13 protein-coding genes are annotated in these 13,510 nt (G+C 68.6%); 3 read left to right on the top strand and 10 right to left on the bottom strand.

Annotated elements, in window-relative coordinates:
* Positions 1–96 precede the first annotated feature (96 nt).
* Positions 97–1,290: a formate-dependent phosphoribosylglycinamide formyltransferase gene (purT, locus tag E4M01_RS06730; protein ID WP_135061624.1), complete on the top strand. Its 1,194-nt coding sequence runs from the start codon at positions 97–99 to the stop codon at positions 1,288–1,290.
* A 9-nt stretch (positions 1,291–1,299) separates the two neighbouring features.
* On the opposite strand, the gene E4M01_RS06725 is transcribed toward purT, so the two are convergent.
* Both E4M01_RS06725 and aceA read right to left on the bottom strand, forming a co-directional pair.
* Positions 1,300–1,509, bottom strand: coding sequence for a hypothetical protein (locus E4M01_RS06725; RefSeq protein WP_135061626.1), 210 nt, complete (start codon positions 1,507–1,509; stop codon positions 1,300–1,302).
* Between the two features lie 39 nt (positions 1,510–1,548).
* Positions 1,549–2,829, bottom strand: coding sequence for an isocitrate lyase (gene aceA / locus E4M01_RS06720; protein ID WP_135061628.1), 1,281 nt, complete (start codon positions 2,827–2,829; stop codon positions 1,549–1,551).
* Positions 2,830–2,981: 152 nt separating this feature from the next.
* Here aceA and E4M01_RS06715 point away from each other — a divergent pair, with 152 nt between their 5' ends.
* Positions 2,982–4,424 (top strand): short-chain fatty acyl-CoA regulator family protein, encoded by a 1,443-nt coding sequence (locus tag E4M01_RS06715; protein WP_135061629.1) that lies wholly within the window; start codon positions 2,982–2,984, stop codon positions 4,422–4,424.
* Here the strand turns inward: E4M01_RS06715 and E4M01_RS06710 are convergent.
* Positions 4,421–5,884, bottom strand: a complete 1,464-nt coding sequence (locus tag E4M01_RS06710; RefSeq protein ID WP_135061631.1) for a hypothetical protein — start codon at positions 5,882–5,884, stop codon at positions 4,421–4,423. The two genes, E4M01_RS06715 and E4M01_RS06710, sit on opposite strands and share 4 nt — an antisense overlap.
* A gap of 68 nt (positions 5,885–5,952) precedes the next feature.
* Positions 5,953–6,942 carry a YafY family protein gene (locus E4M01_RS06705; RefSeq protein ID WP_245158146.1) on the bottom strand — a complete coding sequence of 330 codons (990 nt, stop codon included), beginning with the start codon at positions 6,940–6,942 and terminating at the stop codon, positions 5,953–5,955.
* A 91-nt stretch (positions 6,943–7,033) separates the two neighbouring features.
* Here E4M01_RS06705 and E4M01_RS06700 point away from each other — a divergent pair, with 91 nt between their 5' ends.
* Positions 7,034–7,246, top strand: a complete 213-nt coding sequence (locus E4M01_RS06700) for a hypothetical protein (protein WP_135061633.1) — start codon at positions 7,034–7,036, stop codon at positions 7,244–7,246.
* A 2-nt stretch (positions 7,247–7,248) separates the two neighbouring features.
* Here E4M01_RS06700 and E4M01_RS06695 read toward each other — a convergent pair whose 3' ends face one another.
* The 6 genes from E4M01_RS06695 to E4M01_RS06670 all read right to left on the bottom strand — a co-directional run bounded on the left by E4M01_RS06695 (position 7,249) and on the right by E4M01_RS06670 (position 13,475).
* Entirely contained in the window at positions 7,249–7,854 is a 606-nt protein-coding gene (locus E4M01_RS06695) for an ABC-type transport auxiliary lipoprotein family protein (RefSeq protein WP_245158147.1), read from the bottom strand.
* Positions 7,851–8,789, bottom strand: coding sequence for an MlaD family protein (locus E4M01_RS06690; protein ID WP_135061635.1), 939 nt, complete (start codon positions 8,787–8,789; stop codon positions 7,851–7,853). The genes E4M01_RS06695 and E4M01_RS06690 overlap by 4 nt, the downstream gene beginning before the upstream one ends.
* A 12-nt stretch (positions 8,790–8,801) precedes the next feature.
* On the bottom strand, positions 8,802–9,599 hold the full coding sequence (locus tag E4M01_RS06685; RefSeq protein ID WP_135061637.1) for an ABC transporter ATP-binding protein: 798 nt from the start codon (positions 9,597–9,599) through the stop codon (positions 8,802–8,804).
* Positions 9,596–10,714, bottom strand: a complete 1,119-nt coding sequence (locus tag E4M01_RS06680; protein ID WP_135061639.1) for an ABC transporter permease — start codon at positions 10,712–10,714, stop codon at positions 9,596–9,598. The genes E4M01_RS06685 and E4M01_RS06680 overlap by 4 nt, the downstream gene beginning before the upstream one ends.
* Before the next feature lie 77 nt (positions 10,715–10,791).
* The gene (locus E4M01_RS06675) at positions 10,792–12,234 is read right to left on the bottom strand and encodes a UdgX family uracil-DNA binding protein (RefSeq protein ID WP_135061641.1); all 1,443 of its coding nucleotides are present in this window, start codon (positions 12,232–12,234) and stop codon (positions 10,792–10,794) included.
* A complete protein-coding gene (locus tag E4M01_RS06670) occupies positions 12,234–13,475 on the bottom strand; it encodes a putative DNA modification/repair radical SAM protein (protein ID WP_135061643.1) in 1,242 nt (413 codons plus the stop codon). Before E4M01_RS06670 ends, E4M01_RS06675 begins: the two co-directional genes overlap by 1 nt.
* Between the last annotated feature and the right edge of the window lie 35 nt (positions 13,476–13,510).

Genomic DNA, 13,510 nt, shown 5'->3' with positions numbered 1-13,510 from the left:
ACAGCAAACCGCATCCGTCGCGACCTCTCTGCTGTTGTCAAACGATGTCGGAACTCGGAAACGGTCTTCGCTCACACCCAGCTTGAAGGCTTCGTTTTGCGCATCGGCACTCCTCTTTCCGACACCGCCGTGCGGGTCATGCTTCTGGGCTCGGGCGAGTTGGGCAAGGAGGTCGCCATCGAGCTTCAGCGCCTGGGCGTCGAGGTCGTGGCGGTGGACCGCTATCCGAACGCGCCGGCCATGCAGGTGGCCCATCGCAGCCACGTCATCCCCATGACCGATCCGCAGGTGCTGAACGGCCTGATCATGGCCGAGGCGCCGCATCTGATCGTGCCCGAGATCGAGGCCATCGCCACCGACGTGCTGGCCGCCATCGAGGCGGCGGGCATGGCGACTGTGGTCCCGACCGCGCGCGCCGTGCAGCTGACGATGAACCGCGAGGGCATCCGCCGTCTGGCCGCCGAAGAGCTGGGTCTGGCGACCAGTCCCTACGCCTTCGCCGGTTCGGCCGAGGAGCTGGCGGCGGGCGCCGAGGCCGTCGGCTATCCCTGCTTCGTCAAGCCGGTCATGTCCTCGTCGGGCAAGGGCCAGTCGTTCGTCGAATCCGCCGAAGAGATCGCCGACGCCTGGACCCACGCCCAGGACGCCGGGCGCGTCGCGGGCGGCCGGGTCATCGTCGAGGGCCGCATCGATTTCGATTTCGAGATCACCCTGCTGACCGTCCGCTCGCTGCGCGACGGCGCGGTCGTCACCGACTTCTGCGCCCCCATCGGCCATCGCCAGGTCAAGGGCGACTACGTCGAGAGCTGGCAGCCCCAGGCGATGAGCCCCACAGCCCTGGCCGCGGCTCAGGACATCGCGGCGCGCGTGACGGAGTCTCTGGGCGGCCTGGGTCTGTTCGGTGTCGAGCTGTTCGTGAAGGGCGATCAGGTCTGGTTCTCGGAAGTATCGCCGCGCCCGCACGACACCGGTCTTGTCACCCTGGCCAGCCAGCCACAGAGCGAGTTCGCCCTGCACGCCCGCGCCATCCTGGGCCTGCCGGTGGACGTGTCCCAGCGCGAGCCCGCCGCCAGCGCGGTCATCTATGGCGGCCTGGAAGCCCAGGGCGTGGTCTTCGAAGGCGTGGCCGAGGCGCTGTCGGTTCCGACCGCCGACCTGCGCCTGTTCGGCAAGCCCGAGGCCTATGAGCGCCGCCGCATGGGCGTGGCCACCGCACGCGGCGAGACGGTCGACCAAGCGCGGGAGCGCGCACGCGAGGCGGCGTCTCGCGTGCGCGTCCGGGCGCAGTAGGATCCGAGCCTATTCGTAGCCGTGGGCCGCCTCGTTGATGACGAGCGGCGCCATTTCCGAGAAGTCGACCGCGACCGGCTGCACGGTCTTTGCTTGGAAGGTCTTGAGCACGTGGGTCAGGCGGCGGCGCACTTCGCGTTCGGCCTCGGTCCCGGCGTCCAGCGCCAGGGGGGCGAGGCAGAAGTCCAGGATGGCGTCGGTCTGGCTTATCGGTTCCATGGTCGATCCTTTCGAGCGTCTGGTCTTTCGACTGGCCGTTCAGGCCGCGTGGGTGAACTGGGCGGTTTCGGTTGAGTCCTTCAGGGCGGTGGTCGAGGAGCGGCCCGACGAAATGACCGTGGCCACGTCGTCGAAGTAGCCCGTGCCGACCTCGCGCTGGTGCCGGGTGGCGGTGTAGCCGGCGGCTTCGTTGTCGAACTCGCGCTGCTGCAGCTCGGAATAGGCCGCCATGCCGCGATCGCGGTAGCCGCTGGCCAGTTCGAACATGCCGTTATTTAGGCTGTGGAAGCCGGCCAGGGTCACGAACTGGAACTTGTAGCCCATGGCCCCCAGCTCGCGCTGGAACTTGGCGATGGTGGCGTCGTCGAGCTTGGCCTTCCAGTTGAAGGACGGCGAGCAGTTGTAGGCCATCAGCTTGCCGGGGTGCTCCTTCTGGATCGCCTCGGCGAAGCGGCGCGCGTCGTCCAGATCGGGGTGCGAGGTCTCCCACCACAGCAGGTCGGCGTACTTTGCGTAGGCCAGGCCGCGCGCGATGCAGTGGTCCAGGCCGGTGCCGGCCTTCAGGCGGAAGAAGCCTTCCGGCGTGCGGTCCTCGCGGTCGATGAAGGGGTGGTCGCGCTCGTCCACGTCCGACGTGATCAGCTGGGCCGATTCCGCATCGGTGCGCGCCACCGTCAGCGTCGGCGTACCGCAGACGTCGGCGGCGAGACGCGCGGCGATCAGGTTGCGCTCGTGCGCCTGGGTCGGGATCAGCACCTTGCCGCCCAGGTGGCCGCACTTCTTTTCACTGGCCAGTTGGTCCTCGAAGTGGACGCCCGCGGCGCCCGCCTCGATGAAGGCCTTCATGATCTCGAAGCTGTTCAGCGGCCCGCCGAAGCCGGCCTCGGCGTCAGCGACGATCGGGGCGAACCAGTCACGCTTGGCGCCGCCCTCGGCGTGCTCGATCTGGTCGGCGCGCTGCAGGGTGCGGTTAATGCGGCGGCACAGTTCCGGTGCGGCGTTGGCCGGGTACAGCGACTGATCGGGATACATGGCGCCGGCGGTGTTGGCGTCGGCGGCGACCTGCCAACCCGACAGATAGATGGCCTTCAGGCCCGCGCGGACCATCTGCATGGCCTGATTGCCGGTCACGGCGCCCAGCGCATTGATGTAGGGCTCGGAATGCAGCAGCTCCCACAGGCGATTGGCGCCCCGCTCCGCGAGGGTGTGGGTGACCGGCACCGAGCCGCGCAGGCGTAGGACGTCTTCGGGCGAATAAGGCCGCTCGACGCCGTCGAAACGGCCGGCGGGGGAAGGGACGAGATCGGCGAAGCTGGTCATGGTCGGGTCCTGGGGTCGGGAAACGGCCGAAGCCGGGTTTCGATCAGCAGAACACGCGACGGTCACAACCGATACAGTTCGAGCGGCGCCCATAAAGTCATCTTGTCGCGATATGACTCTTGCGTTCTTGTCATGTTGTGACACGATGAGGCATGGCCAAGGGGGCGGATCGCAAGCTGTTTCTAGGCGGCCGACTGAAGCGGCTGCGGCGCGAGCGCGCGCTCAGCCAGACCGCCATGGCCGCCGATCTCGGCGTTTCCCCCAGCTATCTGAACCACATCGAACGCAATCAGCGGCCGGTGTCGGCCCAGCTGCTGCTGCGCCTGGCCGAAACCTATGACGTGGACCTGCGGGCGTTCGGCTCGGGGTCGGGCCCGTCCGAGGCCGAACTGGCGGAGGTGTTCGCCGACCCGCTGCTGTCGGGCGTCGGCGCGCCCCGTCACGAGATTCTGCAACTCGCCGACGACCAGCCCGCCGTGGCCGACGCTCTGCTGCGGCTGTATCGCGCCGTGCGGGATCAGCGCGAGCGGCTGAACGCCGTCGCCGAACAGCCCGGCGCGGCCGCGACCGAGGATACGCCCGCCGAGTGGGTCCGCGCCTTCGTTCAGGCCCGGCGGAACGCCTTTCCCGAGCTGGACGCCGCCGGCGAGGCCCTCGCCGCCCTGCTGGCGGACGGCCTGCCCGACGACGGGTTCGAGGCTCGCGCCCGCGCCCGCCTGATCTCGCCGCACGGATTGGCGGTGAAGACCCTGCCGGCCGATGTCATGGTCGAATGGACGCGCCGTCTGGACCCGCACCGGCGGCGGCTGCTGCTGTCCGACAGCCTGTCGCCCTCGTCGCGCGCCTTCGCCCTGGCCTATCAGCTCGGCCTGTCCGAGCACGGGGCGCTGCTGACCGATCTGGTCGAGGCGGCCGCACCGCCGGATCCGCAGACGCGCGCCCTGCTGCGCGTGTCGCTGGCCAACACCCTGGCGGCGGCGATCCTGATGCCCTACGCGGCCTTTCATCAGGCCGCCGAGGAGACGGGCTATGATCTCGCCAGGCTTCAGGCGCGCTTCGGCGTCTCGTTCGAACAGGCGGCGCATCGGCTGACGACCCTGTCGCGGCCCGGCGCGCGTGGCGTGCCCTTCTTCCTCATGCGGGTCGACCAGGCCGGCAATGTGTCAAAACGCTATGCATCCGCCGCCTTTCCCTTCGCCCGCTACGGCGGGGCGTGCCCGCGCTGGCGGCTGCACTCGGCCTTCCGCACGCCGGGCCGCATCGTCACCCAGATCGTCGAGACGCCCGAGCAGGACGGGCGACCGGGCGCGCGCTGGTTCACCCTGGCTCGCACCGTGGATCGTCAGGGCCACGACGCCTGGTCCGAAGGCCACGACCTGGCCATCGGCCTGGGCTGCGAATTGGAGCACGCCTCGCGGCTGGTCTACGCGCGGGGTCTGGATCTGGCGGCGCCCGAGGTGACGCCCATCGGCCCGTCCTGCCGACTGTGCCACCGCCACCCGTGCGCCGAACGCGCCGCGCCGCCGGTCGACCGGCCCCTGGCGGTGGACGACTGGACCAAGTCCGTCAGCCCCTACCCTTTCGCGCCCGCCTAGAGCAGCACCACCCGTCCGTTCTCGACCCGATGCGCCACGCCTGTCCGCTGGAACAGGCGGGCGATGACGGCGGCGGGATCGGGCGCGCCCTGATCCAGCAGACGCTCCACGTCCAGGCGCAGCGACGGGTCACGGGAAGCCCGCGTCAGCGCCGTCAGCCATTCATCCCGTGTCAGCACGCCGTCCTCGCGGTTGGTGTCGATCAGCGGGCGCAAGAAGTCGAAGAAATCGCCGCCGCCGCGCTGGGCCTGCGCCCCCTCGGCCGCCATGGCGAAGACGGCCCCGCAGGCGTAATAGGCGCGGTGCTCGCCGCGGTCGCCGGCCTCGGCCACTGAACGCACGGCCAACCGGGCGCAGTCGTTGACCTCGTTCTGCAGTTCAGCGCGAGCGTCGTAGGTCGGATCCAGCGCCTTCAGCCCCCGAACCGCCATCAGGTCGGCCCCGCCCTCGGTTATCCAGGCGTCACGGGCGAATTCGTAGCGCACGGCCTGTCCGAGCCAGAAGTGCGCCGCCTCGTGGCCGATGAACCAGCGCGACCGCACGATGGCCGACGGGTCCACGCGGGTCAGCCCGGCCCCCTCGAAGGTCATGACGATCAGCCCGCTCATGACGCTGCCGCCCAGGCTGTTGCGGCCGCTAGAGGGCCCGCGCCAACTGACCATCACGGTCGGCGTCGCGCCAGGCTTGGGTCCCAGGCGCTGGGCGTAAAAGTCCAGAATGCGCGGCGTGAAGGCTTCCAGCTCGTCGCCGATCCATGCGGGCAAGCCCGGATCGACGATGGCGGCCACGCCTTGGCTTGTGCTTGCCTCGCCTGCGCCGAACAGGACGTAGGTGTTGGCGTTTCGGCCGACCGCCTCGGCGACCCGCTCGCCGCGAAACAGAACCGGGCCGCGTGCATCCCGAAAGCGCGTCTCTACGGGGCCGGAGCCGGGCGTGGAGACCTGGTTCATATCGCTCGGCAAGGCCTCGACCTCGGCCAGGCGGCCATAGGGGATGACATCGAAATGGTCGGTGTAAAGCGCCATGTCGCCGCTCGAGAACATCAGCGCCGGATCGTAGTCCGCCTCCACGTCGGCCGAGACCGGCGTCAGCGCCACCCGCACCTGGCGCGGCACGGGACCGCCGCCCTCCGCGGTCAGCACGTCGTAGAAGCCGACCCGGCTGAGCGTCACGCCCGGCGTGGTCACTCGCCATTGGTCAAGCCGCCACGGCCGCCGGCCCTCGCGCGACAGGGCGGATCGGCGGAAGGCCCAGACAGGCGCATCGCGGTCCAGCTCATAGACCGCCTCGAACCGGCCCTGACTGTCCCGGCTGATTCTCACCACCGTCGGCCGAGCCTCCAGGCCGGCAAGCCCTGGCAGCCGGACGTCGGAGACCGATCCCGCCGGCGCACATCCCGTCAGGGCGGTCAGGGCGGCGGCCAGGGCCAGGGCGGAAACAGCGAACGACCGGATCTTCATGCGAGCTTCTCCACGAGCGACGTCCCGGTCCTAAGGTCGGCGCACGGGCTGGTCACCTTAAGCCTTCGTCATGCGTCGGCGGCGTCCAAAGCGCGTGTGGCGGCCGCCAGTTCCGCCGCCATGACCGCCTTGAGCCGGTCGGGCGCGACGATGGCCGCCTGGTCGCCCCAGCTGAACAGATGCCAGGCCAGTTCGCGCATGCCGGACGCACGAAAGCGCACGATCACAGAACCGTCGGCCTGATCTTCGACGGTCTGGGTCGGATGCCAGCGCCAGGCCCGCGCTTCGGCGGCGCCCTCGGGCGTGATGCGCAGCACCACGTCCTCGACCTGGTCCTGATAGATGCCGAAAGACTGGCTGGCGAAGACGCCCAAGTCGAAATCGGCGGGCGGAACGGCCATGCCCTCGCCTGCCTCGACGCCGCTCATCCGGTCCAGGCGGAAGGTCTGGATGCGGCCGCTGTCGCTGTCGGCGGCGACCAGATAGTTGGCCCGCCCGAACATCACCCCGCAGGGCGTCACGGTGCGCCGCCTGGGCTCCGCCCCCGGCCGCGAATAGACGAATCCGAGCGGCCGTTGCGCCAGCAGGGCCCCGCGGATTTCGGCCAGCATGGCTTCGTCCGCCGAAGGGCGAGGGCCGGCCTGAACGGCGATTGTCTCGGCCCGCACCAGGGCCTCCAGATCGGGCGCCATGCGATTCAGCGTCGTGGAGCGCATGGCCGCCCTGACCTTGCGTTCCAACGCCTCGAGCGCCGCCGCCCGCGCGGGTTCGCCCGACGCGCGCAAGGATTGAGCCGCACGGGCCAGCTCGACCATCTCGACCGCCGTCGGCGCCTGTTCGAAGGCGGACAGGCCGCCCCGGATGCGCCAGCGCTTGGTCGGCGGGTCCGACATCTCCTCCGTTTGCGGAAACAGGGCCAGGACGGCGTCGCGCATCCGCTCGGCCGTCCGCCGGCCCACGCCCATGGCGCGCGCCATTTCGTCGAGCGTCAGCCCCTCGGCGCTGCCGGCCAGGGCCCGCGCCAGTTCGATCACCATGGCCGCCTTGTCGTGCCGCACGACTTCTCCACCTGGCTACGTCCGAAACTGGCGTAATGCTGTCGCATCCTGTCTTCATCGACAAGAGGCAACCGCTTCAGGAGTTCAGACCATGGCCCGCGCCGCCCTCTCCGACCGCTACCTGATCGTCCCCTGCGACCCCTCGGGCGCTAGCGACCTGGCCGTCATCTGGGACCGTCAGGAAGAGCAGGTGATCGACGTCATCTCCTCGTCCGCCAGCGCGCGCTATGCGGACGAGGACGCGATGTGGGACGAGTTCCACGCGCCCGCCCCGGTCCAGCCCGAATGGCGCATTGCCGCCTGAGGTCAGCCCGCGTTCTGGTCGGCCCAGTCGACGATCTGGGCGTTGATGTCCGCCGTCGCGGCCTCGAACGCCTGGACGATGGCCGACACGCGGTTCTCGCTCGCCGGGCGCGAGACCGAGAAGGTCCGCTCGGCGACCACCGACCGATCCTCGCGGCTCAGGATCTGAGCGCGCGCGGTGATGACGGCCGACGGCGCCGCGCCGGGCGCGTCGTAGCGAGCCTCGAAGGCGCGCATGTCGACATCCAGGCTGCGCTCGGCCGTGGTCAGTTCGCGAGGCCCCACCAGACGAACGCGCTGCGCCCGAGCGGCGAAGGCGTTCTCCAGCGCCTCGGTGTAGAGGTCGTCCGCCGGAGAGACCCAACGCGCGCCCTTGATGTAGGCGACCTCGGAGCCCGTCACGCCGACGATGCGGTCCGTGCGAGAGGCTTGAGGCATCTCGATGCGGCGCAGCCCCATGGGAACGGGCTGAGCGATCGGCGCCCGCGCCTCGGCCGGCGCCTGGCCGCCGAAGTGATACATCTGCACCGGATCCGGCGAGGACAGCAGGGCGCAGCCGGACAGGATCGGCAAGGCGGCGGCGGCCGCAATCAGAAGCGAACGGTTCACGGCTGCACCTCGATTTCCTTGGCCGGCGCGCGGCTGATGAAGTCACGGGGGCTGGAGCGGACCTCGTCGACGAGGCCCTCCAGCGAACGGGTGGCGCTTTCCAGGCCCTGGATGGCCTGCATCAGCTGCGGCAGGCCTTGAGAGCCGAGATCGCCCAGCGGGCCTTCAAGATTGGTGGCCGTACGATTGATCGAGGCGATCGCCTGCTGGGCCTGTTCGGTCGCCTGCTCGATATTGGCCACCGCGCGGCGGCCATCGTTTTCGACCAGTTCACGCGCGCTGACGCCCAGGCGCTCGTACTCGGCCACGGCGCTGTTGGCGCGGGTCAGAGCCTGCTCCAGCTGCTGGAACATCCCCTTGCGGGCTTCAAGCTCATTGGACAGGGCCTCGACGTTCTTCAGGCTGGTCGAGAAGGAGCGGATGTTGTCGTCCGACAGGATGCGGTTGACCCGGTTCAGGGCGTCGACCGTCTGAGCCAGGACGGTGCCAGAGCCGCTCAGCAGTTCGGCGATGGGGGAAGGCTGACTTTGAATCACCGGCACGACGTTCTCGGGGTACTGAGCTTTCAATAGAGGGCTTTCGGCCGAGCCTGCGGTGATCTGAATGTAGTTCAGGCCTGTGATGCCTTGCGGCTCCAGTTGAGCGCGCGAGGTCACCCGCACCGGCGTGGTGCCGTTCAGCCGGACGCGGGCGATGACCTGATCGCCCTTGTTGGGATCGAGATTCAGATTGGTCACCTCGCCGACGCGAATGCCGTTGAAGTGGACCTCGCCGCCCTCCGACAAACCGCGCACGGGGCCATAGAAGACGATGTCATAGACATCGTACTCGCTGTTGAACTGCAGCCTGGCCAGCCAGATGCTGAACACCGCAAGGGCGAGCAGCAGGGCGACGGTGGCGATGCCGACGGCGGCGTAGTGGGCGTCTCTTTCCATGTCCCGCTCTCCTCAAGCGGCTGTCTTGGTGGCGGCGCGACCGCGCGGCCCCAGGAAGTATTCCTTGATCCACGGATGGTCGGAACGTTCCAACTCCTGAACCGTGGCCTTTTCCACGACATGCTTGTCGGCCAGCACAGCCACCTGGTCACAGATGGCGTACAGGCTGTCGAGGTCGTGGGTGATCATGAAGACCGTCAGGTCCAGATCGTCCGACAGATTGCGGATCAGCTCGTCGAAGGCGGCGGCGCCGATCGGATCCAGCCCGGCCGTTGGCTCGTCCAGGAACAGCAGTTCCGGGTCCAGGGCCAGGGCCCGGGCCAGACCCACGCGCTTGCGCATGCCACCCGACAGTTCCGCAGGCTTGAGATGCGCAGCCTCGGGCTTGAGGCCGACCATGGCGATTTTCATCTCGGCCAGTTCTCGAATGGCGGACTTTGACAGATTGGTGTGCTCGACCAGGGGCGAGGCCACATTGTCCAGCACGCTCAGCGACGAGAACAGGGCGCCTTGCTGGAACAGCACGCCGGTGCGCCGCTCGATCTCGGCGGCCTGCTCCTTGGTCATGTCGGCGGTGTCGTAGCCGAACAGGCGGATGGTTCCGCCCTCGGGCTGCTTCAGTCCGATGATCGTGTTCAGCAGCACGGTCTTGCCGGTGCCCGACCCGCCGACCACGCCCAGCACCTGACCGCGCTCGACCGTCAGGTCCAGGTTCTCGTGGATGGTGCGGTCGCCGAACTGGCTGAGCAGGCCCTCGACCTGGATAAGGGGCTCGCCGTCGCGGCTCGGCTTGTCATGCGGCGCCGTCACAGGTTCAGCTCCAGGAAGATCAGGGCGAAGACGGCGTCCAGGAAGATGATCGCGAAGATGGCCTGCACCACCGCAGCCGTGACGCGTCGGCCCAGGCTCTCGACATCGCCGGCCACGGCCATGCCCTGGCGGCAGCCGATCGCGGCGACAACGATGGCGAAGACCGGCGCCTTGACCATGCCGACCATCAGGTGCGTGCCCATCATGGGATCTTCGGCGATCCGCTGAATGAAGAAGGCCGGGCCGTATGACAGCTGGCTCCAGGTGACCAGCGCACCGCCGAACAGACCCGCCAGAATGCCGACGAAGGTCAGCAGGGGCAGCATGACGAGCATGGCGGCCAGGCGTGGGATGACCAGGGCCTGGAACGGGTTGACGCCCATCACCTGCATGGCGTCGACCTCCTGGTTCATCCGCATGGAGCCGATCTCGGCTGCGAAGGACGAGGCCGAACGGCCGGCCAGCAGGACCGAGGTGATGACCACGGCGAATTCGCGCAGCACCGAAACGGCGACCAGCTGAACCGTGAAGACGGCAGCGCCGAACTGGCTCAGCAGATTGGCGCCCAGGAAGGCGATGACCGCGCCGATGAAGAAGTTGGTCACGGCGATGATCGGTATGGCGTCCAGGCCCGCCCGCTCGGCCTGGCTGAACCAGGCAGGCCAACGGATGCGACGCGGGTTCCTGGCGGCCGACCCGACGGCCGTGATCAGCCGACCCAGGAAGGCCAGCGACAACAGCAGCTCCTGGCCGAAGTCGTAAACGCCCCGGCCGATCTTGGCGAAGGTGCGCACAAAGGCGTTGGGTGCGCGGGGCGGCGTAATCGCATCGCGGTCCAGCTTCTCGACCATGGCGTAGATGCGACCAGCCTCCGGGCGCTCCCGAAAGGCGTCCGCGGGCATGCGGTCCCGCGCGGCCTTGACCAACGCGAGAGCGCCTGCGGTGTCGAACCGTTCAAGTTCGGCAAGCTCGAGGCTCGAGAAGTCACGGCCGTCCGCCTCGCGCTCCAGACGAGCAGGAATTCGGCCCAGGCCGGTGGTGGTCCAGTCGCCGATCAGGACCAGGCGCGCGCCCGATCCGCCGTCCTCCTCGATCCGATAATCCGCCGTGGCCATTCGCCCCCCGAAGGCATTCCGAGCCGTTGAACGCAGCTGAGCCGTAATCGTTCACGATCGCGGCGTAAATCCGCCCGTCAAAGCAGGGCTTTGGCCCGCGTTAGATCGCGTACGAACAAGGCGCGCTCGCGCGCTTCGGCCTCGGCGTCAGGCAGCCGCAGCAGATACGAGGGGTGGACCGTCAGAAGCGCCGTCGCGCCGCCCTCCAGCGCGATCGGTTCGCCCCGCTCCTTCGTCACCGCCGGCTTGCGGCCCAGCACGCCCAGCCCAGCCGTGGCGCCCAGCGCCAAGACCACGCGCGGCTTCACCAGCCCGCGCTCCTGATCCAGCCACCAGCGGCAGGCCGTGACCTCGCCCGCGTTGGGCGTCTTGTGCAGCCGGCGCTTGCCGCGCGGCTCGTGCTTGAAGTGTTTGACGGCGTTGGTGACATAGATGTCGGCACGGTCGATGCCCGCCTCCTCCAACGCCGCATTGAACACCTGGCCCGCCGGTCCGACGAAGGGTCGGCCGGCCAGATCCTCCTGATCGCCCGGCTGTTCGCCGACCACCATAAGCGCCGCCTGGCGCGGACCTTCGCCGCACACGCCCTGGGTCGCGTCGCGCCACAGCGGACAGCGGCGGCAACCCTGCACGCCCTTTTCGAGCTCGGCGAGGCTTGAGGCGACCAGGCCGTCGGCGGGGCCGCGCTCGTGGATCGGCGCGGTCGCCTTCGCCAGGCGGGCGTTGGGTTCGGCAGCGGGGGCGGACACCATGGCCTCGGTCCGAACCGCCGACAGCGCCGCCAGTTCCGGGATGAGGGCGGCCTCGGGCAGGTTCTTCCAATAGCGCTTGGCCATCTCGCCCTGCATCGTCTTCATCTTCAGCCGGGCGGGATTGAAGGTGGAGGCATAATAGGTCTTCCAGAACTCCTCGATCTCGTCCTCGGCCGGCGCCATGTCACGCGTCGCGGGCGGGCCATAGGTCAGCGCCTCGCCGTCCCAAAAGGCGCAGCCGTCGGGCGTCAGGATCGACCACCGAAGGTTCGTATAGCGCCGCTGAAAGAAGGGCGCGGTCTTCTCGACCACGCGATGCGCCGGTTCGAACCAGGCGACCCAGGCCTCGCCGGCCTCGTCCTCCATCCGGCGAAAGCGCACGAAGGCCTTCATCTTGTGGCTGGCGCGGCTGACGTTTTTGGCGCGCTCCAGCGCCTCGCAAACGTCGACGTCGGAGGCGACCTTCATCAGATCCGGCTCGTCGCCCAGGCGCCACAGCAGGCGATAGAGCAGGTCGAACCGATCCTGCGAGCGATGCAGGATCACCTCGCGCGCGAGATCGACGAAATCCTTAGGCACGCGCAGCTCCCCCATTTGCGGCGCTTCGACAGGCGGGGCGGTCGGCGTATCGAACAGACTCCCCTGCCCTGCTGCGCCCCGCACGGCGAACCGCGCCTCGGCCGGCGTCACGCCCTCCAGCCGAAAGCGGCGCGCGGCCTGGCGCCAGCTGTCGAAATCCGTCTCGCCGTCCAGCCAGGCGGTCGCCATCAGAACAGGCTCAGCTGCACCGGCTTGGCCGCAGGCGTCAGTTTCAGCTTCAGGTCGACCGCATCGGTCAGGCCGCCGGGCGTCCAGTCCAGCGCCGTGATGAAGGGCCGGATTTTCTCCACGGACCGCGTCAGCCGGCCCACGTCCTCGAGCCGCAGGGTGCGCCAGCGCCGCACCGACACGATCCGGTTGACCGACTTCACCCCCAGACCCGGCACCCGCAACAGCATCTCGCGCGGCGCGCGGTTCACATCGACCGGAAACTGGGCTCGCTCGTTCAGCGCCCAGGCCAGCTTGGGATCAATCGCCAGATCCAGCATGCCGTCCGTCGTCGCCGCTCCGATCTCGGGCGCTGAGAAGCCGTAGAAGCGCATCAGCCAGTCCGCCTGATACAGCCGGTGCTCGCGCATCAACGGCGGTTTGGACAGCGGCAGCGCCGCGCTGGAATCCGGTATCGGGCTGAAGGCGGAATAGTAGACCCGGCGCAGACCATAGCCGCCGTAAAGCGCCGACGAGCGATCCAGAATCTCGGTGTCCGGAGCGCCGTCCGCGCCGACGATCAGCTGGGTCGATTGACCCGCCGGGGCGAACTTGGGCGGCTTGGCGCGATCCGCCTTCGCCGGCCGGGCCGCCTCGACGCCCAGCCGGACCTGCCCCATGGCCTTGCGGATGACGCCCGGATCCTTCTGGGGGGCCAGCCGGCCCAGCGCCTCGTCGCGCGGCAGTTCGATGTTGGCCGACAGACGGTCGGCGTACAGTCCCGCCAGATCGATCAGTCGCTGATCCGCCTCGGGGATCAGCTTCAAGTGGATGTAGCCGCGGAAGTCGTGATCCTCGCGCAGCCGTCGCGCCACCTCGACCATCTGCTCCATCGTGTAGTCGCCCGAGCGGATGATGCCTGACGAAAGGAACAGGCCCTCGATATAGTTGCGCTTGTAGAAGTTGAGCGTCAGCTCCACGACCTCGTCGATCGAGAAGCGCGCCCGCTCGACGTTCGAAGACGATCGATTGATGCAATAAGCGCAATCGTAGATGCAGAAGTTGGTCAGCAGTATCTTCAGCAGGCTGACGCACCGCCCGTCCGGCGTATAGGCGTGGCAGATGCCCATGCCCTCGGTCGAGCCGACGCCCTTGCCGCCGACCGAATTGCGCTTGCTGGTGCCGGATGAGGCGCAGGATGCGTCGTATTTGGCGGCGTCCGCGAGGATGGAGAGCTTTCGCCGGAGTTCGATCTGGGCCATTTGTTCTCACTATGTTCCAGTGAGACCGGCTCGTC

The organism is Brevundimonas sp. MF30-B, from assembly GCF_004683885.1.
Classification (GTDB): domain Bacteria; phylum Pseudomonadota; class Alphaproteobacteria; order Caulobacterales; family Caulobacteraceae; genus Brevundimonas.
Note: the sequence above shows the minus strand (reverse complement) of the source record. Positions and strands in the feature narration are given on the sequence as shown.

Coding starts and splice junctions, on each gene's coding strand:
- E4M01_RS06710 (WP_135061631.1), bottom strand. CDS start 5,884: ATGAAGATCCGGTCGTTCGCTGTTTCCGCCCTGGCCCTGGCCGCCGCC.
- E4M01_RS06700 (WP_135061633.1), top strand. CDS start 7,034: ATGGCCCGCGCCGCCCTCTCCGACCGCTACCTGATCGTCCCCTGCGAC.
- E4M01_RS06675 (WP_135061641.1), bottom strand. CDS start 12,234: ATGGCGACCGCCTGGCTGGACGGCGAGACGGATTTCGACAGCTGGCGC.
- E4M01_RS06680 (WP_135061639.1), bottom strand. CDS start 10,714: ATGGCCACGGCGGATTATCGGATCGAGGAGGACGGCGGATCGGGCGCG.
- aceA (WP_135061628.1), bottom strand. CDS start 2,829: ATGACCAGCTTCGCCGATCTCGTCCCTTCCCCCGCCGGCCGTTTCGAC.
- E4M01_RS06725 (WP_135061626.1), bottom strand. CDS start 1,509: ATGGAACCGATAAGCCAGACCGACGCCATCCTGGACTTCTGCCTCGCC.
- E4M01_RS06715 (WP_135061629.1), top strand. CDS start 2,982: ATGGCCAAGGGGGCGGATCGCAAGCTGTTTCTAGGCGGCCGACTGAAG.
- E4M01_RS06690 (WP_135061635.1), bottom strand. CDS start 8,789: ATGGAAAGAGACGCCCACTACGCCGCCGTCGGCATCGCCACCGTCGCC.
- E4M01_RS06670 (WP_135061643.1), bottom strand. CDS start 13,475: ATGGCCCAGATCGAACTCCGGCGAAAGCTCTCCATCCTCGCGGACGCC.